Origin of the sequence: Winogradskyella marina (assembly GCF_015645385.1) — a bacterium.
In the GTDB taxonomy this organism is placed as follows: Bacteria; Bacteroidota; Bacteroidia; order Flavobacteriales; family Flavobacteriaceae; genus Winogradskyella; species Winogradskyella marina.
This window is the reverse complement of record NZ_JADOET010000001.1, coordinates 137,342-158,747: the sequence shown is the minus strand read 5'-3', so window position 1 is coordinate 158,747 and position 21,406 is coordinate 137,342. Positions and strand designations below refer to the sequence as shown.

Sequence of the window (21,406 nt, the reverse complement as noted above, 5' to 3'; positions counted from 1 at the left end):
TTTAAAACCTAGTAGGTTTTAGTTTGCTGGTATAATAATTTCTTCATCTAGCAAAATAATACTAAAGTCTGGCTTTGCTTCAGAAATATTGACTTTAAAATATTTATTTAAATAATTTTTAGAATTATTACCAAGTGCTTTTGTGTCTTCGTATGTTCTACCTTCAAAAGTGTATTCATATCTAATATGTCTCGCTGATTTGCTGTTTCGATATTGGTCTATCACTTTACCAATGACTTCTATTTTATGTTTTTTTATTTCTGTCTTTTCATAATAAGCATTTAGTTGAAAAATAAGAGAACCCAAAACAATTAATCCAAAGAGTACAAAGAAGAATGGTTTTGTAATTGGTTCATCAAGTTTCATACATCTACCACTCATTAATCTTATTACTATCTAGCTTCACAAAAATAAACAGCAAAATAGTAAAGCCCCAAAGTCCGGAGCCACCATAACTAAAGAAGGGTAGTGGGATACCAACTGTTGGGATTAAGCCCATAACCATTCCAATATTTATCGTAAAATGCACAAATAGAATAGACGCAACTCCATAACCATACACACGACTAAACTGTGACTTTTGACCTTCAGCTAAGTATAAAACCCTAAGAATGAGGAGTACAAAAATGATTACCACAAAGCTCGTGCCTAAAAATCCCCATTCCTCACCTACAGTACTAAAGATATAATCGGTATGTTGTTCGGGTACAAACTTACCTGTGGTCCTCGTGCCTTGTAAAAAGCCTTTTCCTGAAAAACCACCAGAACTAATAGCTTGTTCAGATTGAATAAGGTTATAAGCTTCTGCTTTTTTCATACGTTCTAGTTTGGCTGGATCTTTTTCTAATCGCAACCAAAGACTAATTCTATTCTGCTGATGTGCTTTTAAGCCATGTTCATAAAACAACTTTACACCGTAAGAGAATGCTAAAGAGACTAGAAGTATAACAATATACTGTATGATGGAACCTCTTTTTTTCTTTCTAATAAAATAGAGACTCGTAAGAATTATAGTAGCCACAATGGCTGTTATAATTATGCCAAATTTTAGTGCTAAAACGGCTAATACAATTAGGGATAAAGCGATAATTAAGTATACTTGTTGTAAGCCTTCACGATAAAAAACAAAGAAAAATGCTAAATAAACAATGGTACTTCCGGCATCATTTTGAAGTAAAATAAGTATGGCAGGAATAAGAATAATAGGGGCAACCTTAAGCTGATCTTTAATGGTTGTCATGTTAGTTTGTAAGTCACTAATATATCTAGCTACCGCTAATGCAGTGGCAAACTTAGCAAATTCACTAGGTTGTATGGTCATGCTACCAATACCATACCATGAGCGTGCTCCATTAACATCCTTTCCAAAGATAAATAAGCCAATTAAGGACAACATGGCGATGATGTAAATTATACTGGCAAACTGTTCGTAAAACTTAGCTTCTAAGGAAAGAATTATCACAATAAGTAAGAAGGTTAGACCAATAAATATGAGGTGCTTACCGTAGAGTTGACTCGTATCAAAATAACTGGTAATTTCTCCAACATGAGAAGCCGATAAAATATTAAGGTACCCAAAAGCAAGTAATAGTAAAAATAGAATGATGGTAATCCAATCAAACTTAAAATGTCTTTGGTTTTCTCTTAACATGAAAAATTATAATTTAACGTCACTTTCGTTTTGGGTTGCTACTGGATAATTTTCTTCTGTAGCGTAATTTTCAATTACCTGAAGTGTTGTTTCACCGTTAATTTTAAAGGGTTCTCCAGAATACGGTTTTTTGTATTCATTTTCTAAACTATGCGTTAAAATCCATCGCTCTAAATCGGTTCTTGTAATATGGCCTTTAATGTGTTTTTCAATCATTAAACTTGCCATTCGGCCAGCAAAACGACTGCCCCAATATCCATTTTCAACAAAAACGGCAAGGGCTATTTTTGGGTTGTCTTTTGGTGCAAAAGCGACAAATATGGAGTGGTCGGTAAGTTGCGTTTTAACGCTGTCTATTCTTGTAAAGTTTTCTGCCGTACCTGTTTTTCCACAGATTTCAATATCTGGAACTTGAAGATATCGGGCTGTTCCATTGTTATAAACATCAAACATACCCTGTACTACTGGTTCAAAATGACGTTTGTCTATTGTGGTGTATTTAGGTGTTTTGTACTTTTTAGGAATAGTATCACCTTCAATATTTTTAATAATATGAGGTGTATAATAATACCCTCGATTCCCGATAGCAGCCACCATATTGGCTAGTTGAATTGGCGTTGCTTCAACTTCTCCTTGGCCAATAGCATTAGACACAATATAGGTGGATCCCCAACGATTGTCTCCGTATGCTCTATCGTAGTAATCACCATCAGGAATTCTACCTGGTTGTCCAACAGATAAATCGTTATTCAAGTAATTACCTAAGCCAAAACTTTTTGCGTGCTCTGCCCAAATATTCATTCCTTCTCCTACATCATCATATTTATCAACAACACGGCGATAAACATTTATAAAATAAGCATTACACGATTGAGCGATACCATCATTCATAGCTATTGGGCTTCTGTGGTAGTGACAACCTGTAAGTTTTCTACTACCATAATAATACCCCATTCTGCATGGAAATGTTTCGTTAACTGTAACAACTTCTTCTTGTAACCCAATAAGTGCATTGATGACTTTAAATGGTGATCCAGGTGGATATTGAGCTTGTAAACCTCTATCGAACGTTGGTTTGTTTACTTTGTCTAGGAATAAGCTTGAAAAGTTTTTATTACGCTCTCTTCCCACTAATAAGTTAGGATTGTAACTTGGACCTGTGACCATGGCGAGAATTTCACCACTACTTGGGTCAATGGCAACGATACCTCCACGTTTATGCTTCATTAACAATTCTCCGTAGGCTTGTAACTCTGAATCGATAGTAATTGTGATGTCTTTTCCTGGTTGAGGCAAGGTATCTAGTGTCCCTTCTTTAAAAGGCCCAATGTTTTTATTAAATCGATTTTTTTGAATGAATTTTATACCTTTAACTCCTCTTAAGGTGTTTTCGTAGGTTTTCTCAATGCCTTGTTTTCCAATAAGGTCTCCTAGCGAATAATAAGGGTCGTTTACAATAGTTTTACGATTAACCTCTCCAAGGTCACCAAGTACGTTAGCACCAATATTTGTTTGGTATGATCTCAGTGAACGTTTCTGAATATAAAAACCTTCAAATTTTCTCATTTTTTCTTGAAGAACAGCATAATCTCTTTTTGAAAGTTGTGGTACAAACGGAGAAGGAAGTCTAGGAGAGTAATGCGTGGCTTTTTCTAATTTACTATCGTAATCCTCTCGTGTAATTTTTAGAAGATTACAAAATTCTTGAATTTCCAAAGAATCTAACGGAGCCACTTCTCTAGGAATTACCATAACATCGTAAGACGGTTGGTTGGCAACTAATAATTTCCCATTTCGATCGTAGACGTAACCACGTTTAGGGTAATGGTATTCCTTTCTAATGGCATTGTCTTCAAAAACATTGTAGGCGTCATTATCATAGACCTGAAGATAAAACAAACGCGCAATAAAAACAAGACCAACAAAGATCACAGTTGTTAATAAAAGCAGTTTTCTCATTTTCGGTTTCGGCTAAATAAAATTATTATCAATACACTTAGAAGTGTCGTGAAGATACTAGAAAATAACGTCTTTTTTAAGGTTATTAGTATGTTGGAAATGTTAAATATTTCTAGAGAAAATAAAACTAAATGATGAATAACAGTTCCTAATGAAATATAAGTAATTAAGCTACCAATATCTGTCGTGCTAAACTTTATACTGTGGTGCTCGTATAACATTCCAAATGAGCTTTTTAAAAGTATAGGTCTAATATAAGCCAAACTTACTGCGGCTGCAGCATGTACTCCTCCAGAATCTGAGAATAAATCCACAAGCAAGCCTAGTAAAAAGCTAACAATTAAAAGCGCTAATCGTTCTTCTCTAATCGGAAATAGAAAGATGAAAATGATATAGATATAAGGATTTATATACCCTAAAAAGTCGATATGATTACATATGACCACTTGTACTAATAGTAGTAGAATAAATCGTGTGAGATTGATACCAGCAATACTATTCATTACTTTTATTTTCTAAGGATTGAATTTCGGTACGGTCTAAGTTTTCTAAAATATAAACGGTTCCGATGTTAGTCATGTCATTAAACAATTTTACTTGTATGGTGTAGGTATCTCCACTAATATCGGTTTCAAAACTAGTAATTGTACCAATGCCAATGCCTTTTGGGAAAATTGATGATTCACCACCCGTTTCAATAGTGTCTCCAACTTTTACAGGTGCAAATTGCGATACATCTTCTAACTGAACATAAACAGGAGATTTGCCATCCCAAGTTAAAGAGCCAATATGATTCGTAGTTTTAATTTTAGCATTAATCTGGCTTTTTACATTTAAAATAGATAATACTGTAGAATAGTTGTTAGACGTATTATCGATAATACCAATTATGCCATTGGACGTCATTACACCAAAATCTTGCTTAATACTATCGTTTTTACCTTTGTTTAAAGTAAGAATATTGTGAGATAAAGAGTAACTGTTTTTATAAAGTTCTGCAATTGTAACTCGGTAGAGCCCTTTTGAATACGAACTGTCTATATATGTTGAGTCCTCAATACCAGCAGTATTAAAAAGCTGTTCTCTTAGAAGTCTATTTTCTTCAGACAGAATATCATTGGTTGTTTTTAAATCGAAATATTGATCTACAGAATTCATTGTTCCATACACTCCACCAGTTAAAAAATTGGCAGAATTAATGAATTTACTTCTGTGATAAGAATGCGATTGAATGGTTAAAGCAAAAGCAATACTAAAAAGCAATAAAAACAACAGAAATGTTTTGTTTCTTATAACAAAATTAATAATTTGTTGCATTATTTATGGCTTATTTAATCAATATGCTTTTGTATTTAGGTAAGTTTTTAAGCACAATACCAGTACCTCTAACTACAGCTCTTAACGGATCTTCAGCAATGTACACTGGTAAGTCCGTTTTTTGAGATAAACGCTTATCTAATCCTCTTAACATTGAGCCTCCACCTGCTAAATAGATACCTGTGTTATAAATATCAGCAGCTAATTCTGGAGGAGTTTGAGATAACGTTTCCATTACAGAATCTTCAATACGTAAAATAGATTTATCTAAAGCTTTTGCAATTTCGCGAAACGAAATCTGAACTTGTTTAGGTTTTCCTGTTAATAAATCACGACCTTGAACACTCATATCCTCTGGCGGTAATTCTAAATCTTCAGTTGCTGCACCAATTTGGATTTTTATTTTTTCAGCCGTTCTATCCCCAACATATAAATTGTGTTGCGTACGCATGTAATAGATAATATCATTTGTAAAAACATCTCCTGCAACTTTTACAGATTTGTCACAAACAATACCTCCAAGAGCAATTACTGCGATTTCGGTAGTTCCACCACCTATATCTACAATCATATTTCCTTTTGGCTGCATAATATCTACACCAATACCAATTGCTGCTGCCATTGGTTCGTGAATTAAATAGACTTCTTTACCGTTTACACGCTCACAAGATTCTTTTACTGCTCGCATTTCAACTTCGGTAATACCAGAAGGAATACAAACCACCATACGTAAAGCCGGATTGAAAAATTTCTTTTTCAATGCAGGAATGTTTTTTATAAACATACTAATCATTTGCTCAGAAGCATCAAAATCAGCAATTACACCATCTTTTAATGGACGAATTGTTTTAATGTTTTCGTGTGTTTTTCCTTGCATCATGTTGGCTTCTTTACCAACGGCTATGATTTTTCCGCTTATGCGGTCTCTTGCTACTATCGATGGATTGTCAACAACAACTTTGTCATTGTGTATTATCAGTGTATTTGCGGTTCCTAAATCTATGGCTATTTCTTCCGTTAGGAAATCAAAAAATCCCATGCGCTATTCTTAATTATTTGGGTTGTTCGTGTGTAATTCTTAAGACTATCTGTAAAAGTAGTAAAATATACGTTATTTATATGTTTAAAGATGTTTATTGCTGAATTTTTTTTATTTTTTCTTACTCATTAATAATAAAATAAATGAGATGAGGACTTTGGCAAAAAAAAAGAACCCAAAATTAAGATGATTTACATCTCAATTTTGGGTTCTCAAATGACGGTTCTAATGTTTAAAATGACGTGTTCCTGTCATTACCATAGCCACATTATTGTCGTTACAATAATCAATACTTAGTTGGTCTTTTATTGAGCCTCCTGGTTGAATTACAGCTGTAATTCCTGCATTATCCGCAATTTCTACACAATCTGGAAATGGAAAAAAGGCATCACTTGCCATAACGGCTCCGTTTAAATCAAATTTAAAAGATTGCGCTTTGTGAATCGCTTGGTTTAAAGCATCAACACGACTTGTTTGTCCTGTGCCACTTGCACATAATTGTTTGCCTTTAACAAGAACAATGGTATTAGATTTTGTGTGCTTACAGATTTTTGAAGCAAATATTAAATCGTCTAGCTCTTCAGTAGTTGCCGTTTTATTTGTTACCGGTTTTAAACCTTCAAGTGTGTCTGTTACGTTATTTCTATCTTGAACTAAAACACCATTTAAGCAACTTCTAACGTTGGTTTGTGGCATTTCAATATCATTCAAAATTAAAAGGATTCTATTTTTCTTTCCTTTTAAAATGTCTAAGGCTTCTGCAGAAAAAGAAGGTGCAATAACAACTTCACAGAATAGTTTATGAATTTCTTCAGCAGTGGCTACATCAATTTCTGAATTACTGATTAACACTCCGCCAAAAGCAGAAACAGGATCACCTGCTAAAGCATCTACATAAGCTTGATGTAATGTATCGCGTTGTGCTAATCCACATGCGTTGTTGTGTTTTAATACGGCAAATGTTGGTGCGTCGTTTTTAAATTCTAACATTAAATTAACGGCTGCATCTACGTCTAAAAGATTATTGTAGCTTAATTCTTTACCATGTAGTTTTGTGAAAATTTCATCAAAATCACCGAAGAAAAAGCCTTTTTGATGTGGGTTTTCACCATAACGCAATACCTTTCCGTTGTTTTCTGAAATTTTTAAAGATGGAATTTCTTGGTTTTTGTTGAAGTAATTAAAGATTGCAGAATCATAATGTGACGATACATTAAACGCTTTCGCTGCAAATTGCTTTCTGTCTTCTTCAGAAGTTTCACCATTTTTAGATTCTAATAATTCTAAAAATTCAGCATAATCATCTACTGAAGAAACGCAAGTGACATCAGCATAATTTTTAGCTGCAGCTCTAATCAAAGAAATACCACCAATATCAATTTTTTCAATAATATCTTGATTGCTTGCTCCAGAAGCAACTGTTTTTTCAAACGGATATAAATCAACAATAACCACATCGATTTGCGGAATGTCAAATTCTTTTAGCTCAGCAACATCACCATCGTGGTTTTGACGATTTAAGATACCGCCAAAAACTTTTGGGTGTAACGTTTTTACACGTCCACCAAGAATTGAAGGATAAGACGTTACGTCTTCTACAGGTACGACGTCGATACCTAAGTCTTTAATAAATTTTTCTGTTCCTCCTGTGGAATATATCGTAACGTTGAGGTCGTTTAATTTTTTTACGATAGGTGCTAATCCATCTTTACTAAATACCGAAATTAGTGCCGATGAAATGGTTTTGTTGCTCATAATGTTGTGTTGTGTTTTTGATGCTGCAAAAGTACGCATATTCAAAAAGAAAAACTTAATCCAAAAATGAGTTTCTTTAAGTTTTTTGTAACAATATATTGTTGAAAACGTCCTATCTTTAAAATGTTATAAAACAAACCTTGCATGCTGGTCTATTTACGTTTATTAAAAGAGAGTTTTTCATTCGCGATAAATGCGCTTCGCACCAATAAACTAAGGACATTCTTATCACTTTTAGGTGTTACAGTTGGGATATTTTCTATTATAGCTGTTTTAGCTGCGGTTGATTCATTAGACAAAACGATACAAGGTCAACTGAGTTCTTTAGACAGTAATACCATGTATTTAGCGAATATGTCTTTTGGTCCAACAGACGTGCCGCGTTGGCAAAGAGAAACTTTTGATGAGGTCTCTTTTAATGAATATAGAAGTATAAAATCGTCTGTTGCAGAAGCGGAGCATGTAGCATTACAGTTGTTTGTAAAACGCGAAAATATTAGGTACGAATCTGAATTGGTAAGCAGTGTAAATACGGTTGTAGTTTCACATGAGTTTATTGATATACAAGTTATGGAATTTGAAAAGGGGCGTTTTTACAACGAGTCTGAATCTAATTCTGGTCGACCTGTTGTCGTTATAGGATCAGAAATTGCAAAATCTCTTTTTGGTGAGTTAGAACCCATCGGTAAAAAAGTACGCTTGTATGGTCAGAAGTTTACCGTTATCGGAGTTGTTAAAAAAGAGGGGTCTGGTTTGTTTGGAGATAGTAATGATGTTTCAATATTTCTTCCAGCTAATTATGTGAGAAATCGATATGGCGATAATAACCCTTTTATGAAATATATTGTAATCATTAAACCAGAAAAAGGTGCTGATGTTGAAGGGGTAAAAGCCGAAATCACACAAGTAATGCGAACTAAACGAGGTTTGAAACCTGATGAAATTGACACATTTTTTATCAGTGTTTTGTCCGGATTTCAAGATGTTATTGATACTATAATAGGTAGTTTAAATCTAATAGGTTGGGTTATTAGTGGTTTTTCACTTTTAGTAGGTGGTTTCGGAATTGCCAATATTATGTTTGTAAGCGTTAAAGAACGAACGAATCTGATAGGAATACAGAAATCATTAGGTGCTAAGAATAAGTTTATATTGTTTCAGTTTCTATTTGAAGCTGTTATTCTTGCTGTAGTTGGCGGCTTAGTAGGTTTGGTTTTAGTATGGATAGGAACTATAATAGGAAGTAGTGCTGTAGAGGAATTTGAATTTGTACTATCGCCTCAAAATATGGCTCTTGGATTTTTTATATCTTCAATAATAGGCTTAATATCAGGTGTTATTCCTGCATTATCGGCTTCACGCTTAGATCCTGTAGAAGCGATACGTACAGGAATGTAGTTTTTCCTTTTAACAAAAGTAATCTGAGTACTTTTAGTTGAGTATACTAGCTACTTTTTTGCACACAAATTCTAAAAATCGTTCATCTGCTTCAGTAAATGGGTCAGGAGTGTTAGAGTCTATATCAATTTGACCTATATTTTCATCATTCACAAAGATAGGAATTACAATTTCTGCCTTAACGGTTATACTACACGCAATATAATTATCTTGTGCAGCCACATCTGGCACTACAAAGTTTTTGTTACTAATGGCAACTTGTCCGCAAATACCTTTACCAAACGGTATTATAGTATGATCTGTTGGCTCACCAACGTAAGGGCCTAATTTTAATTCGTTTTTGTCTCCGTTTTTAAAGTAAAACCCAACCCAATTATAATAACTTATATTAGCTTCTAGAGTTTCACAAATTTTTAATAAACGTTGATCTACAGAAAGGTTACTCTGTTCAATAATAGATTTTATTTCGGGCTTTAACTCTTGTAAATTCATAGGTGTAAAAAACTTTTTGCAAAAGTATCTAAAATACACTGTTTTAAAATACTGTTTTTATAAATTTAACACCAAACTAACATTAGAAACTTTTGAAGGCACTTTTAGTAAAATATAAATCTGTAATTCGTTTTATAGTCACTTTTTTGATTGTTTATGGTGTTTTAACTATAGGTTATAATCTCTATTTAAATGTGTCAGATGGTTCTCACTTTTATCCGGATTACTTAACCCATTTAGTGGCAGAACAAACCAATGTTTTATTAAATGGTTTGGGTTATGAGTCTCGTATTATGCCACATCCTAATGAACCGTCAATGAAACTGATTATTAACGGAAAGTACTTGGCACGAGTTATTGAAGGCTGTAATGCCATAAGCGTCATTATTTTGTTTTTGTCTTTTATAATTGCTTTTGCAGGTAAAATTAAAACTACCGTATTATATGGCTTAGCAGGTAGTATAATTATTTATGCATTCAATTTAATTAGGATTGTAATTTTATCCATAGGACTTTATCATTATCCATGGAGAAGAGAAATTCTACATTCTGTAATTTTCCCATTGATAATTTATGGTACTGTTTTTCTGCTTTGGATGGTTTGGGTGAATCGATTTTCTAAAAAGTTGAATCAAAATGAGTAAAATAGTCTCCTATATAATAGTTGGAATTCTGATCTTGCTTTTAATTTTAATAAGAGCTTTTGAAAACATTCTATTTTACGACCCATATTTGTCGTTCTTTGAAAATGACTATTTATATATGGATAGCCCAAGACGAGAAATTGCTAAACTTGTGTTGTATACAACATTGCGATTTGTTTTAAATACTGTGATTTCTTTAGGTATTTTATACATCATCTTTAAAGATAAAAGCATTGTTAAGTTTTCGGTTTTAATATTTTCCATAGCGTATGTTTTATTACTCATTCCTTTTTTATATTTTGTAATAAATCCTAAGCAAGAAGATTACTACTTGTTTTTTAATATTAGACGCTTTTTAATTCAGCCAATTGGGTTAATTTTGCTTTTGCCAGCTTTTTATTACCATAAGCTAAATCGTTAAATGTTATTAAATCATATGCTGAGAATTTAATAATTTTGTAGCTTTGCATCGTGAAATTTTCATACACATATAAAACATTTTCTGTAGTCCTATCGTTATTGGTGTTGTTATCAACCTTATCATTAACCATAGAAAAACACTTTTGTGGTGATGTTTTAATTGATGTTGCTATATTTTCAGAATCTGAAAAGTGCGAAGATGATATTGCTATCAATGATGATTTGAATGAATCAAAGACCATTATAAACGATTGTTGTAAAGATGAAATTGATGTTATTGAAGGACTTTCTGAAATAATCATTACATCGTTTGAAGACTTTGAGGTTATTCAACAACACGTTTTAATAGCTTATAGCTATTCTTACCTTAATCTTTTTGAAGACGTATCAAATCAAGTCATTCCTCACAAAGATTATGTTTCACCGCTACTCATCAAGGATATACAAGTCCTAGATGAAACTTACCTAATTTGATTTAGATATAACTTTTTGAAACATTAAAATAGTGCAGTTTATGCACGATTAAGTTATACTTATAAATCAAACAAATGAAAAGATATTTAGTTATTAAATTCTTGTTCTTGTCGCTTATGTTATCAGCACAAGACCAATTAAAAGGCGTTGTTTTAGAAACTAGCAGCGGAAAAGAAATGCCATTACCTGGTGCAAATGTTTACTGGTTAGATTCCTCAATCGGAGCAATTACAGCTGAAGACGGCACATTTACATTACCATATAAGTTTTCATATAACGAGTTAGTTATTAGTTATGTAGGCTTTAAAACAGATACGTTAATAGTTAATAAAAACAAGCACATAAAACATGTGCTTCAAGCTAGCGATGAGTTAGATGCTGTAGAAATCACATCGCGAAATCAAGCAACCCAAAAATCCTACTTAAAAGCCGCCAATACATTTACAGTTACTAGTGATGAGCTGCTAAAAGCGGCTTGCTGTAACTTGGCAGAAAGCTTTGAAACCAACCCATCTATTGATGTTAATTTTGCTGATGCGGTTACAGGAACACGACAAATAAAGATGTTGGGTTTAACCTCTCCGTATATTTTGATTGCAACGGAGAATATTCCTGCTATTAGAGGCGCATCTCAGGCTTATGGTTTAAGTTTTATTCCTGGTACTTGGGTAGAAAGTATTCAGATTACCAAAGGAACAGGAAGTGTGGTTAATGGTTTTGAGAGTATTGCTGGTCAAATAAATGCCGAACTTGTTAAACCTTCAACCGATGATAAACTTTTTGTAAATCTTTATGGAGCTTCTAGCGAGCGGTTAGAGCTAAACACGCATTTTAATACTAAAGTGTCTGAGAAGTGGAGTACAGGTTTGTACTTGCATGGTAATACGCATCAAGAAAAGCACGATGTTAATGACGACGGGTTTTTAGATATGCCACTTTACAATCAGATTAATGTTATGAACCGTTGGCAATATACCAACCCTGAAAAAGGCATTGTTACCTTCATTAATTTGAAATACCTAAATGATGAAAAACAGGCAGGTGAAGTCGATTTTGATCCGGATACGGATAGTGGAACAACTAATGCTTGGGGAAGCGAAATAAATTCTGAACGTTTTGAATTGACAACAAAATTAGGTTATGTTAATCCGGAAATTCCATATCAAAACCTTGGAGTTCAAATGGCGTTTAGTCATCATGAACAAGATTCGTATTTTGGATTGAATCAATATGATATTCAGCATAATAGTTTTTATTCTAATGTAATTTATAGTTCTATTATTTCAGATTCGCGTCATAAAGTCAAGACAGGTTTGAGTTTTACTTACGATCATTTTGATGAATTGGTGAATACAACGGATTATGAACGTACAGAAAATTCCGTAGGTGGATTTTTTGAGTATGCTTTCGATAACTTAGATGATTTAACAATGACAGCTGGCATACGAGCCGATCAGCACAATAGATTAGGCTTTTTTGTAACACCTCGTTTCCATTTGCGTTATACACCTTGGGAGAAATCAGCGTTAAGATTCTCAATAGGAAGAGGAAAACGAAGTGCTAATATTTTTGCTGAAAACCAAAATATGTTTGCGAGCTCTAGACAAATCAACATATTAAATTCAGGCGGAAAAGTTTATGGGTTAGATCCTGAAATTGCATGGAATTATGGAATAAGCTATTTGCAAGGCTTTAACCTATTTGATAGAAAAGCAGATGTTACTTTCGATTTTTATAGGACTGATTTTCAGAATCAAGTGGTGGTCGATTGGGAAAACCCCTTTGAAGTTAACTTTTATAATTTAGAAGGAGATAGCTATGCTAATAGTTTTCAGTTTGAATTTAATTATAACGCTTTTGAGCATTTTGATTTACGAATGGCATATAAGTATTATGACATACAAACTGATTATGAATCTGGTCAATTAGAAAAACCACTAGTGCCAAAGCATCGCTTATTTACTAATGCATCTTATGAAACGGAAATAAAGAATAATTCGCAGTGGAAATTTGATGCGACCTATAATTGGTTAAGTGCGCAACGTTTTCCGAGTACAGATTTAAGTGCGCCGCAATATCAATTGCCAGACGAAACACCAACGGTAGGAACGTTGAATTTACAAGTCACTAAAGTATTTTCTCCAAAATTTGAAGTATATTTAGGAGGAGAAAATGTGACTAATGTGCGTCAAGACAATCCTGTAATAGGCGCAGATAATCCATTTGGCTCAAATTTTGATAGTAATTTTGTGTACGGTCCAATTTTTGGCAGTATGTATTATGCAGGATTGCGTTTTAGGATAAAGTAACCAATTCTTACCAGCACAGTCATTTAATAAATAGAAAAATTTAATTGTAAACAAATAGATTTCTGCTTTGGCAGGAATGACAAAAATCAAATAATATGAAAAACGTAATTTTAATCTTTACATTATTAGTAACTACACTAGCATTTGCACAAGACAAAAACAAAAAAGCGACAATAGAAGTTGATGGTGTTTGTGGTATGTGTAAAGAGCGCATTGAAAAAGCAGCGATTAGAACCAAAGGTGTAAAATCTGCTGTGTGGACAATCAGCACACATGAGTTGAAACTTATTTTTGATGAACGTAAAACGAATTTAAAAACTATTTCTAAAAAGGTAGCTTCTGTTGGTCATGACACCAAAGAAATTAAAGCTACAGAAGAACAATACAATTCAATACACGCTTGTTGTAAGTATCGCGATGAACAAGTTAGAAAAGACCATGACGTCGAGGAGAAAGAAGACGGTCAATAAAATTATTTTAGATAGGTCATAAAATAATTAAGAAAGCCCGAATGACAATTCGGGCTTTTTTTTTATGTAGTGTGCTTTATAACTTCTAATTAAAACAAAAGCCTTTGATGAAAATCAAAGGCTTTTTTAACGTTATAGTGTTATACACACTGATGTTACTTGTACCAGTATATAATTTATGTGTTTGTTCTATACAAACTACATCATGCCTGGCATTCCGCCTCCACCCATTGGTGGCATAGCAGCAGGTGCATCTTCTTTAATATCTACTAAAGCACACTCCGTTGTTAAGATCATACCAGCTACAGAAGCGGCATTTTCTAATGCAATACGTGTTACTTTCTTAGGATCGATGATTCCAGCTTTAAGCATATCTACATAAGTTTCAGTTTTAGCATCGTAACCGAAGTCTTTTTTGCCTTCTAAAACTTTATTGATAACTACAGAACCTTCTCCACCAGCATTTTCTACGATAGTACGTAATGGAGATTCAATTGCTCTATTCACAATTTGTACTCCTGTAGTTTCATCTAAATTGTCAGTAGTTATTTTTTCTAACGTTTCTTTAGATCTCACTAATGCAACTCCACCACCAGCAACAATGCCTTCTTCAACTGCAGCTCGTGTAGCATGTAAAGCATCGTCAACGCGATCTTTCTTTTCTTTCATTTCTACTTCAGAAGCAGCACCAACATAAAGTACAGCAACTCCACCAGCTAATTTAGCTAAACGTTCTTGAAGTTTTTCTTTATCGTAATCAGAAGTTGTTGTTTCTATCTGTGCTTTAATTTGATTTACTCTAGCTTTAATATCAGCCGCTTTTCCTTCACCATTAACAATGGTAGTATTGTCTTTGTCAATCGTTACAGTTTCAGCCGTACCTAACATTGATAAGTCTGCATTTTCTAAAGAGAAACCTCTTTCTTCAGAAATAACAACACCACCAGTAAGGATAGCGATATCTTCTAACATTGCTTTACGTCTGTCTCCAAAACCTGGTGCTTTTACTGCAGCGATTTTAAGACCACCACGTAATTTGTTTACAACTAAAGTGGCTAAGGCTTGTCCTTCAACATCTTCTGCGATGATTAATAATGGACGTCCAGATTGTGCAACGGGTTCTAAAATTGGAAGAATTTCCTGTAAGTTTGAAATCTTCTTATCAAATAATAAAATGTATGGATTTTCTAAATCAGCAATCATTTTATCAGAATCGGTAACGAAGTATGGTGATAAATACCCTCTGTCAAACTGCATACCTTCAACCACGTCAACGTAAGTTTCCATGCCTTTAGCTTCTTCTACAGTAATTACACCTTCTTTACCAACTTTTCCGAATGCCTTAGCGATTAAATCACCAATAGTGTCATCGTTGTTAGCAGAAATAGCTGCCACTTGCTTAATCTTGTCAGAGTCGCTACCTACTTTTTTAGATTGCTTGTCAAGATCTTTTACAATCGCTTCAACAGCTTTGTCAATACCACGTTTTAAATCCATTGGATTTGCGCCAGCAGCAACGTTTTTTAGACCTTCTTTTACGATAGCTTGCGCTAAAACAGTTGCGGTAGTTGTACCATCACCTGCTAAGTCGTTAGTTTTAGAAGCGACTTCTTTTACCATTTGCGCTCCCATGTTTTCAAGCTCATGCTCAAGTTCAATTTCTTTTGCTACAGAAACACCATCTTTAGTGACTTGTGGTGCGCCAAATGATTTACCAATAATCACATTACGACCTTTTGGGCCTAATGTTACTTTTACTGCGTTTGCTAAAGCATCAACACCACGTTTTAATCCGTCGCGTGCTTCAATATCGAATTTTATATCTTTTGCCATTTTTAATGTTTTTGTCATTCCTGCGAAGGCAGGAATCTATTTATTTAATTTTAGATTTTGGATTCCGCATCAAGTGCGGAATGACAGAATTTAAGTTTGTTATGGTTAAATAATTGCAAGAATATCGCTCTCACGCATCATTAAATAATCTTTGCCTTCTAACTTAAGCTCAGTGCCTCCGTATTTTCCATAGAGAACAGTGTCACCAACCTTTACCGTTAAAGGTTCGTCTTTTTTACCATTACCAATGGCAATTACAGTTCCTTTTTGTGGTTTTTCTTTTGCATTATCTGGAATAATAATACCTGAAGCTGTTTTAGTTTCAGCTTCCTTTGGTTCTACAAGAACACGGTCTGCTAATGGTTTAATGTTTAAGCCCATTTGTTATATGTTTTTAGTTGTTTAATTATTAATGCTACTGTCCTTTGACAGGCAGGTTGGTTTAGTTCGAAAATTATGCCAAGGCAGAAAGTCTGACAAAGTTTCAGACCCTAATTGTCGAACGTTATAGAATAAAAAAAGCCAACTTAAAAAAGTTGGCTTCATGTATTTATGGAAATAACCTCGTTATTGTCCTGATGTATCTTCTGAGGTTCCTGCATCGTTAGTTGTAGGTGCTGGAGTCGACATTGGCATTTCTGTTGTTTCGTCTGCATCGTAAGCCTTAGATTCGATGTTTCCACCAGAATTAATGGTTAAATTAGATGCTAAGATTAAAACGATTAATGCTGTTGCTAAAAACCATGTACTCTTATCTAAAAAGTCACCAGTTTTTTGAACTCCACCCATTTGCTGTGTGCCACCACCACCAAAAGATGATGATAATCCTCCGCCTTTAGGGTTTTGTACCATAATTACTATAACAAGTAAGAAGGCAACGATTACGATTAGTATTAGAAAAATTGAAAATGCACTCATTTTATTTTGTATTATTATCTTTTAACTCTTGTACCAATTTTATTTGGTGTGCAAAGAAACTACTTTTTTCTGGATATTTCAAACTTAAAATTTTGTAAGATTGAATTGCCTTATCATAGTTTTTTTGTTCTAAATATATTCGTGCCAAAGTTTCAGTCATTAAACTGTCTGAAATAGCGTTGTCATTGTTAACTAGCTTAGGCTTTGGTGTGTTGTCAGAGATGGGTTTAATCTTTGGGTTTTCGGTTATAAACTTATCTATAAGAGCTAGTTTTTTGTCAAGTGGAGATTCGGTTTCGGGTTTTGAAACGTCATTTTCTGCCTCAATTTCTGTTTCAGATTCTAGTTCTGAATCAACTTTAGCTTCATTTTTATCTCTGTTTATAGGTTTAAAACTCGTAATTTTTAGCCATTCTGTAAATGAATGATTTTCAGTTTTATCAAATTCTAAAGGTTTCCCAATTTCGAGTTCTTTTTCTGGTGTTATGTTTTTAACATCAACAGCAATAATTGAATCTTCAATTTTTGGTTCTAATCGAGGTTTTGGTAATGGTTTTACCTCAAATAGTCCTGGATCTAAAACACCTTCTGTTGCCTTAATGTGTTCTTTTAAAGCATCATCTATAGTAACGCTTTTATTAACAGAAATATCATCTACTTCATTAACTTCTATAGCTTTTATATATTCTGTATTCTGTTTTATTTGTTCAGATATTTCATTTTGATTGAAAACAGCCGACGTAATATATTCGAAAAGCACACTGCGATCTGTAGTATGAGCAGCTGTGATTTTTAAAGCATTATTGTATTTATAACTTTCTTTCTGTTTTAAGCCTTTAAGGTATAAAGCTCTTAAAGGTTGAAAATAAGGATACTCTTTAATTGCCGAAGAAAGCGTTTCGGTCTGAGATGCTGTAATGGCTTCTGGGTGTTGTAATAAATATGTAAGGTCTTGAAGCTGCATAGTTTTACCAATCTGCTAATGTAGCGTTGAGAATGTCTTGTGTGAGTCGTTCTAAAATTTCATCGAAAGCAGTGTCTTTTATGCTTCCAGAAAGCTGTGCTGCTGCAGGATAATCATAAAAAAAGGAAAAACGTTGCTCCAAATCTTTTTCTTCATCTTTAGTGTTAATATAACGTACATTGACACTTATAGTTAATCTGTTTTGAGCCGCTGTATTCTCAGCAGTTGCGGTCATTGGTGAAATGCGGTATTCTACAATTTCACCTTCATAGATCACTTCTCCTCCTGAAGTTACCAGGTTAGCACTCGTTTGGTTGACTATACGGACTTCAAGTGCATTTGTAAAGTCTCTATCCAAACCAGGTTCTACCAAATCGGCATTATTCTGAAAGAAATTAACCTGAAATGTTTCTGGTGTTTCTGTAATTCCTGTAAAAGAATAGTTCACCTTACAACCAAAGGATAAAAGGCAAATTGCAATTATAAAAAGATATTTGAATGCGTTCATTTAATAGATATTTGGTTTCTTTAGAGTTATCAACTTCAAAAAGATTTTAATCTTATTGTTGCTGTCATAAACTTTTCTTAAAGATCAAATTGTTTAATTTTTCTGTAGAGTGTTCGTTCACTAATGCCTAATTCTGCGGCAGCTAATTTACGTTTTCCGCTATGGCGTTCTAATGATTTTTTAATTAACTCTAATTCTTTATCGTGTAAAGATAAGGTTTCCTCTTCTTCAATTTCTTCAGCAAAATGATATTTGTCTTCCGTTTCGGGCTCAATTTCTTCTATAGTTTCTTTGTGTTCTGGAATTGATAATATTTCTAAATCTTCAACTGCAGCTTCAAACGCTTCATCCTTATCTTCGCCATATATTTTCTGAATTAAATGCTCGTTGTCTTTTTGAACATCGGAATTACTTCCTTTTTTCATGAGCTCCATGGTGAGTTTTTTAAGATCGCTGAGATCTCCTTTCATGTCAAATAAAACTTTGTATAAAATTTCACGTTCACTACTAAAATCACTTTCAGATTTAGACGTATTCACTATGGCTGGTAAATTACTGCCAGTGTTAGGTAAATAATTCTGAATTGTATTACCGTTTATAGTACGATCTTGCTCTAAAACAGAAACTTGTTCTGCCACATTTCGTAATTGTCTAATATTTCCATTCCACCTATATTTTACTAGTAAGCTAATGGCGTCATCAGTTAATTTAACCGTTGGCATCTTATATTTTAATGCAAAATCACTGGCAAATTTTCTGAATAACAAATGAATATCGTCTTTACGATCTCTTAAAGGTGGTAAGTTAATTTCAACAGTACTTAGTCTGTAATATAAATCTTCCCTGAATTTTTCTTTTTTAATAGCTTCAAACATATTAATATTTGTCGCTGCCACAATTCTAACATTGGTTTTTTGAACCTTACTAGAACCTACTTTAATAAACTCTCCATTCTCTAAGACACGTAATAAACGCACTTGGGTTGTTAATGGTAATTCACCCACTTCATCTAAAAAAATGGTACCTTCATCTGCAACTTCAAAATACCCAGAACGTGTTGATGTAGCTCCTGTAAAGGCTCCTTTTTCGTGTCCAAATAGCTCACTATCAATGGTGCCTTCTGGAATAGCACCACAGTTTACTGCAATATATTTACCGTGTTTTCTGTGCGATAATTGGTGTATTATTTTTGGGATACTCTCTTTTCCTACACCACTTTCTCCTGTTACTAAAACCGAAATATCAGTAGGTGCAACCTGAATCGCTTTCTCAATAGAACGATTAAGTTTAGGGTCGTTTCCTATAATACCGAAACGTTGTTTTATGGCTTGTATAGATTCCATCTTTAATTAATATATGAAAATACTTCGTTGAACTCAAAAGATAATTCAGGGCCGAAATTATAAGCGATATCTCTACTTTTTATTCTGCCTACAGTATTGTATTCTAAATCAAAATTAAACGCTGTACCATTGAATGAAGCTCCATTCCAATTGTTTGTAGAAAGAAATTGTGCAATTTGACCTCCAATTTCATCTGAATAATCATCCTTCAAAAAGGTTAAAATGTAATTGTCTTCATAAATGACTTGTAATGGGTTTGATTTATCGTCAAACTGATACGTTGTATTGCTTTGTGTTTCACCAGTAGTTGTGCTACTAGTAATATTACCTGCGGCATTGTAAGCAACTGTTTCAGTCTGAATAGAAAATTCGCCATCAAACGATTCTTTTTTAATAACACGATCTTGTCCGTCTACTGTAAATTGCGTAGAAATAGTAGAGCCAGGTTCTGTTCTTGTAATTATGTTTCCGTCGTATGTGAAGTTGTAGTTGTAATCGTCTTCGTCGTTATCATAATAATCATATGTTATATTAGAAACAACTCCATTGGTGTAGGTTATAACAGTTTCGTTTGTAGTAACTCCTGCTGAATTTACAGATTTATCGTTAATAATTTGTCCTGAACTATTTCGGGTTATAATGACATCTTCGTTTTCAAATGGGCTTCCATTAGCAGATAATGCGTTGGTTCCAGATGCAATTTTATTATTAGAAATATGTAATTCTGAATTGGTAATCGTTTCAATAGGAGCTCCAAAAAACACCACATTAATCTTTGTATCTAATTCATAAACCGACATGGATAAGTCAGCGCTCTCGCTACCTCCTCCTTGGTTACCACCTCCTTCTTGGTTGTAAGCCGAGTCTAAAGGCTCAATATTACAAGAGGTAATTAAAGTTAACGTGAATAATATTAAGGCTAATTTTTTCATTGATGTTTTATTTTTTTACTTCTCATAGCTATGAGAATTTAGTTGTTGGTAATCTCTTTTTTATTTCGAATAACCTATCAATTAAATAGTTTTCTAAATTATTCAGTTATGTCTTGAAGCTAGTAATACGAATAGGTTATTGTGTTTGTAACTTCGCCTGTAACTGTATTCGTAATTGTTGCAGAAACAGGATAATTATCATTGTTGTAAATATAAGTATACACGTCTGTGACCCCTTGAGCATCGGTTTTACTTAACACATTATTTGGTGACATGTCTACAATGTTATAGTCATCCATAAAGTAAAGTGCTAATTTGTAATTGTCCATAGTTTCAGCAATCGGATTTTTTTTATCGTCATACGTAAAAGTAGTGCTGTAATCAGCTTGAGAACCAAAATTTATGGTGGTATGACTTTCAATCATGTTGAAATTGGCATCATATTCATAATCTGTTATATTCCATACCGAGTTATCATTGTTTATCAAGGTGGACTTCTTTTGTATTAAATACTTTAAATTATCTAAACTAAATGTCCATTGAATATTTAAATCATCTTCTTCTATACCTGATTCTAATAGGTCATTATAATTAATGGTGTTATTATCTATGATAATGTTAGCATCCGTTTGATAACCAAATGTGACATAGTGATAATTAGAAATATCAGTACCAGTATAGGTTAGGTCTGCAAATGATTCTTCAGTCCCATAGGTATGATAAGAACTTATTAATTTATCGTCGTTTGAATATTCAAATTTAGACAGAATATAATTATACGCAGAAAGCGCACTAGTATCTGTTATAGAATCTAACCTTCCGTTTATATCGAAATAAAAATTACGCTCATTATTGTCTCCAATATCTTTAATGTGTTTTATAATTAGCGTGTTTGGAGTTTCATTTTCAGAATCTTGAATGTCATCAGAGTTACATGAAAATAAAACTGCAAATAATACGATATAAAACGTGTATTTCAT

22 protein-coding genes are annotated in these 21,406 nt (G+C 33.5%); 6 read left to right on the top strand and 16 right to left on the bottom strand.

The window, feature by feature from the left end:
* Nucleotides 1–18 precede the first annotated feature (18 nt).
* From ITJ86_RS00755 to purH, 7 genes are all read right to left on the bottom strand, one after another.
* Nucleotides 19–366, bottom strand: coding sequence for a hypothetical protein (locus tag ITJ86_RS00755; RefSeq protein ID WP_195869691.1), 348 nt, complete (start codon nucleotides 364–366; stop codon nucleotides 19–21).
* 4 nt (nucleotides 367–370) lie between these two features.
* Complete coding sequence (gene rodA, locus ITJ86_RS00750; protein ID WP_195869690.1) at nucleotides 371–1,651, bottom strand: rod shape-determining protein RodA; 1,281 nt, start codon at nucleotides 1,649–1,651, stop codon at nucleotides 371–373.
* Between the two features lie 6 nt (nucleotides 1,652–1,657).
* On the bottom strand, nucleotides 1,658–3,610 hold the full coding sequence (mrdA, locus tag ITJ86_RS00745) for a penicillin-binding protein 2 (RefSeq protein WP_195869689.1): 1,953 nt from the start codon (nucleotides 3,608–3,610) through the stop codon (nucleotides 1,658–1,660).
* Entirely contained in the window at nucleotides 3,607–4,113 is a 507-nt protein-coding gene (gene mreD, locus ITJ86_RS00740) for a rod shape-determining protein MreD (RefSeq protein WP_195869688.1), read from the bottom strand. The genes mrdA and mreD overlap by 4 nt, the downstream gene beginning before the upstream one ends.
* Nucleotides 4,106–4,927 carry a rod shape-determining protein MreC gene (gene mreC / locus ITJ86_RS00735; protein WP_195869687.1) on the bottom strand — a complete coding sequence of 274 codons (822 nt, stop codon included), beginning with the start codon at nucleotides 4,925–4,927 and terminating at the stop codon, nucleotides 4,106–4,108. Before mreC ends, mreD begins: the two co-directional genes overlap by 8 nt.
* Nucleotides 4,928–4,937: 10 nt before the next feature.
* Entirely contained in the window at nucleotides 4,938–5,966 is a 1,029-nt protein-coding gene (locus ITJ86_RS00730; protein ID WP_195869686.1) for a rod shape-determining protein, read from the bottom strand.
* Between the two features lie 225 nt (nucleotides 5,967–6,191).
* Nucleotides 6,192–7,721, bottom strand: a complete 1,530-nt coding sequence (gene purH / locus ITJ86_RS00725) for a bifunctional phosphoribosylaminoimidazolecarboxamide formyltransferase/IMP cyclohydrolase (RefSeq protein WP_195869685.1) — start codon at nucleotides 7,719–7,721, stop codon at nucleotides 6,192–6,194.
* A 144-nt stretch (nucleotides 7,722–7,865) separates the two neighbouring features.
* On the opposite strand from purH, the gene ITJ86_RS00720 reads away from it, so the two are divergent.
* Entirely contained in the window at nucleotides 7,866–9,119 is a 1,254-nt protein-coding gene (locus ITJ86_RS00720) for an ABC transporter permease (RefSeq protein WP_195869684.1), read from the top strand.
* Nucleotides 9,120–9,152: 33 nt separating this feature from the next.
* Here the strand turns inward: ITJ86_RS00720 and ITJ86_RS00715 are convergent, their stop codons facing one another.
* Nucleotides 9,153–9,611 (bottom strand): GAF domain-containing protein, encoded by a 459-nt coding sequence (locus ITJ86_RS00715; protein WP_195869683.1) that lies wholly within the window; start codon nucleotides 9,609–9,611, stop codon nucleotides 9,153–9,155.
* A 92-nt stretch (nucleotides 9,612–9,703) separates the two neighbouring features.
* On the opposite strand from ITJ86_RS00715, the gene xrtF reads away from it, so the two are divergent.
* From xrtF to ITJ86_RS00690, 5 genes are all read left to right on the top strand, one after another.
* Nucleotides 9,704–10,255: an exosortase family protein XrtF gene (gene xrtF / locus ITJ86_RS00710; RefSeq protein ID WP_195869682.1), complete on the top strand. Its 552-nt coding sequence runs from the start codon at nucleotides 9,704–9,706 to the stop codon at nucleotides 10,253–10,255.
* On the top strand, nucleotides 10,248–10,676 hold the full coding sequence (locus ITJ86_RS00705; RefSeq protein ID WP_195869681.1) for an exosortase F system-associated membrane protein: 429 nt from the start codon (nucleotides 10,248–10,250) through the stop codon (nucleotides 10,674–10,676). The genes xrtF and ITJ86_RS00705 overlap by 8 nt, the downstream gene beginning before the upstream one ends.
* Before the next feature lie 50 nt (nucleotides 10,677–10,726).
* Nucleotides 10,727–11,149: an HYC_CC_PP family protein gene (locus ITJ86_RS00700; protein WP_195869680.1), complete on the top strand. Its 423-nt coding sequence runs from the start codon at nucleotides 10,727–10,729 to the stop codon at nucleotides 11,147–11,149.
* Nucleotides 11,150–11,223: 74 nt separating this feature from the next.
* Nucleotides 11,224–13,458, top strand: coding sequence for a TonB-dependent receptor (locus ITJ86_RS00695; RefSeq protein ID WP_195869679.1), 2,235 nt, complete (start codon nucleotides 11,224–11,226; stop codon nucleotides 13,456–13,458).
* A 95-nt stretch (nucleotides 13,459–13,553) separates the two neighbouring features.
* A complete protein-coding gene (locus ITJ86_RS00690; RefSeq protein WP_195869678.1) occupies nucleotides 13,554–13,928 on the top strand; it encodes a heavy-metal-associated domain-containing protein in 375 nt (124 codons plus the stop codon).
* Between the two features lie 198 nt (nucleotides 13,929–14,126).
* Here the strand turns inward: ITJ86_RS00690 and groL are convergent, their stop codons facing one another.
* The 8 genes from groL to ITJ86_RS00650 all read right to left on the bottom strand — a co-directional run bounded on the left by groL (nucleotide 14,127) and on the right by ITJ86_RS00650 (nucleotide 21,406).
* Complete coding sequence (groL, locus tag ITJ86_RS00685; RefSeq protein ID WP_195869677.1) at nucleotides 14,127–15,761, bottom strand: chaperonin GroEL; 1,635 nt, start codon at nucleotides 15,759–15,761, stop codon at nucleotides 14,127–14,129.
* 105 nt (nucleotides 15,762–15,866) lie between these two features.
* The gene (locus ITJ86_RS00680) at nucleotides 15,867–16,142 is read right to left on the bottom strand and encodes a co-chaperone GroES (RefSeq protein ID WP_195869676.1); all 276 of its coding nucleotides are present in this window, start codon (nucleotides 16,140–16,142) and stop codon (nucleotides 15,867–15,869) included.
* Nucleotides 16,143–16,328: 186 nt separating this feature from the next.
* On the bottom strand, nucleotides 16,329–16,679 hold the full coding sequence (gene secG / locus ITJ86_RS00675; protein WP_195869675.1) for a preprotein translocase subunit SecG: 351 nt from the start codon (nucleotides 16,677–16,679) through the stop codon (nucleotides 16,329–16,331).
* Between the two features lies 1 nt (nucleotide 16,680).
* On the bottom strand, nucleotides 16,681–17,643 hold the full coding sequence (locus tag ITJ86_RS00670) for a hypothetical protein (protein WP_195869674.1): 963 nt from the start codon (nucleotides 17,641–17,643) through the stop codon (nucleotides 16,681–16,683).
* 4 nt (nucleotides 17,644–17,647) lie between these two features.
* A complete protein-coding gene (locus ITJ86_RS00665) occupies nucleotides 17,648–18,151 on the bottom strand; it encodes an LptE family protein (RefSeq protein ID WP_195869673.1) in 504 nt (167 codons plus the stop codon).
* Between the two features lie 77 nt (nucleotides 18,152–18,228).
* Nucleotides 18,229–19,494: a sigma 54-interacting transcriptional regulator gene (locus tag ITJ86_RS00660; protein ID WP_195869672.1), complete on the bottom strand. Its 1,266-nt coding sequence runs from the start codon at nucleotides 19,492–19,494 to the stop codon at nucleotides 18,229–18,231.
* Between the two features lie 2 nt (nucleotides 19,495–19,496).
* Entirely contained in the window at nucleotides 19,497–20,426 is a 930-nt protein-coding gene (locus ITJ86_RS00655) for a hypothetical protein (RefSeq protein ID WP_195869671.1), read from the bottom strand.
* Nucleotides 20,427–20,545: 119 nt separating this feature from the next.
* On the bottom strand, nucleotides 20,546–21,406 hold the full coding sequence (locus tag ITJ86_RS00650; protein WP_195869670.1) for a hypothetical protein: 861 nt from the start codon (nucleotides 21,404–21,406) through the stop codon (nucleotides 20,546–20,548).

Excerpts from the sequence above, each read along its gene's own strand:
- ITJ86_RS00755 (WP_195869691.1), bottom strand. The coding sequence starts at position 366 with ATGAAACTTGATGAACCAATTACAAAACCATTCTTCTTTGTACTCTTT.
- rodA (WP_195869690.1), bottom strand. The coding sequence starts at position 1,651 with ATGTTAAGAGAAAACCAAAGACATTTTAAGTTTGATTGGATTACCATC.
- mrdA (WP_195869689.1), bottom strand. The coding sequence starts at position 3,610 with ATGAGAAAACTGCTTTTATTAACAACTGTGATCTTTGTTGGTCTTGTT.
- mreD (WP_195869688.1), bottom strand. The coding sequence starts at position 4,113 with ATGAATAGTATTGCTGGTATCAATCTCACACGATTTATTCTACTACTA.
- mreC (WP_195869687.1), bottom strand. The coding sequence starts at position 4,927 with ATGCAACAAATTATTAATTTTGTTATAAGAAACAAAACATTTCTGTTG.
- ITJ86_RS00730 (WP_195869686.1), bottom strand. The coding sequence starts at position 5,966 with ATGGGATTTTTTGATTTCCTAACGGAAGAAATAGCCATAGATTTAGGA.
- purH (WP_195869685.1), bottom strand. The coding sequence starts at position 7,721 with ATGAGCAACAAAACCATTTCATCGGCACTAATTTCGGTATTTAGTAAA.
- ITJ86_RS00720 (WP_195869684.1), top strand. The coding sequence starts at position 7,866 with ATGCTGGTCTATTTACGTTTATTAAAAGAGAGTTTTTCATTCGCGATA.
- ITJ86_RS00715 (WP_195869683.1), bottom strand. The coding sequence starts at position 9,611 with ATGAATTTACAAGAGTTAAAGCCCGAAATAAAATCTATTATTGAACAG.
- ITJ86_RS00705 (WP_195869681.1), top strand. The coding sequence starts at position 10,248 with ATGAGTAAAATAGTCTCCTATATAATAGTTGGAATTCTGATCTTGCTT.
- ITJ86_RS00695 (WP_195869679.1), top strand. The coding sequence starts at position 11,224 with ATGAAAAGATATTTAGTTATTAAATTCTTGTTCTTGTCGCTTATGTTA.
- ITJ86_RS00690 (WP_195869678.1), top strand. The coding sequence starts at position 13,554 with ATGAAAAACGTAATTTTAATCTTTACATTATTAGTAACTACACTAGCA.
- groL (WP_195869677.1), bottom strand. The coding sequence starts at position 15,761 with ATGGCAAAAGATATAAAATTCGATATTGAAGCACGCGACGGATTAAAA.
- ITJ86_RS00680 (WP_195869676.1), bottom strand. The coding sequence starts at position 16,142 with ATGGGCTTAAACATTAAACCATTAGCAGACCGTGTTCTTGTAGAACCA.
- secG (WP_195869675.1), bottom strand. The coding sequence starts at position 16,679 with ATGAGTGCATTTTCAATTTTTCTAATACTAATCGTAATCGTTGCCTTC.
- ITJ86_RS00670 (WP_195869674.1), bottom strand. The coding sequence starts at position 17,643 with ATGCAGCTTCAAGACCTTACATATTTATTACAACACCCAGAAGCCATT.
- ITJ86_RS00665 (WP_195869673.1), bottom strand. The coding sequence starts at position 18,151 with ATGAACGCATTCAAATATCTTTTTATAATTGCAATTTGCCTTTTATCC.
- ITJ86_RS00660 (WP_195869672.1), bottom strand. The coding sequence starts at position 19,494 with ATGGAATCTATACAAGCCATAAAACAACGTTTCGGTATTATAGGAAAC.
- ITJ86_RS00655 (WP_195869671.1), bottom strand. The coding sequence starts at position 20,426 with ATGAAAAAATTAGCCTTAATATTATTCACGTTAACTTTAATTACCTCT.
- ITJ86_RS00650 (WP_195869670.1), bottom strand. The coding sequence starts at position 21,406 with ATGAAATACACGTTTTATATCGTATTATTTGCAGTTTTATTTTCATGT.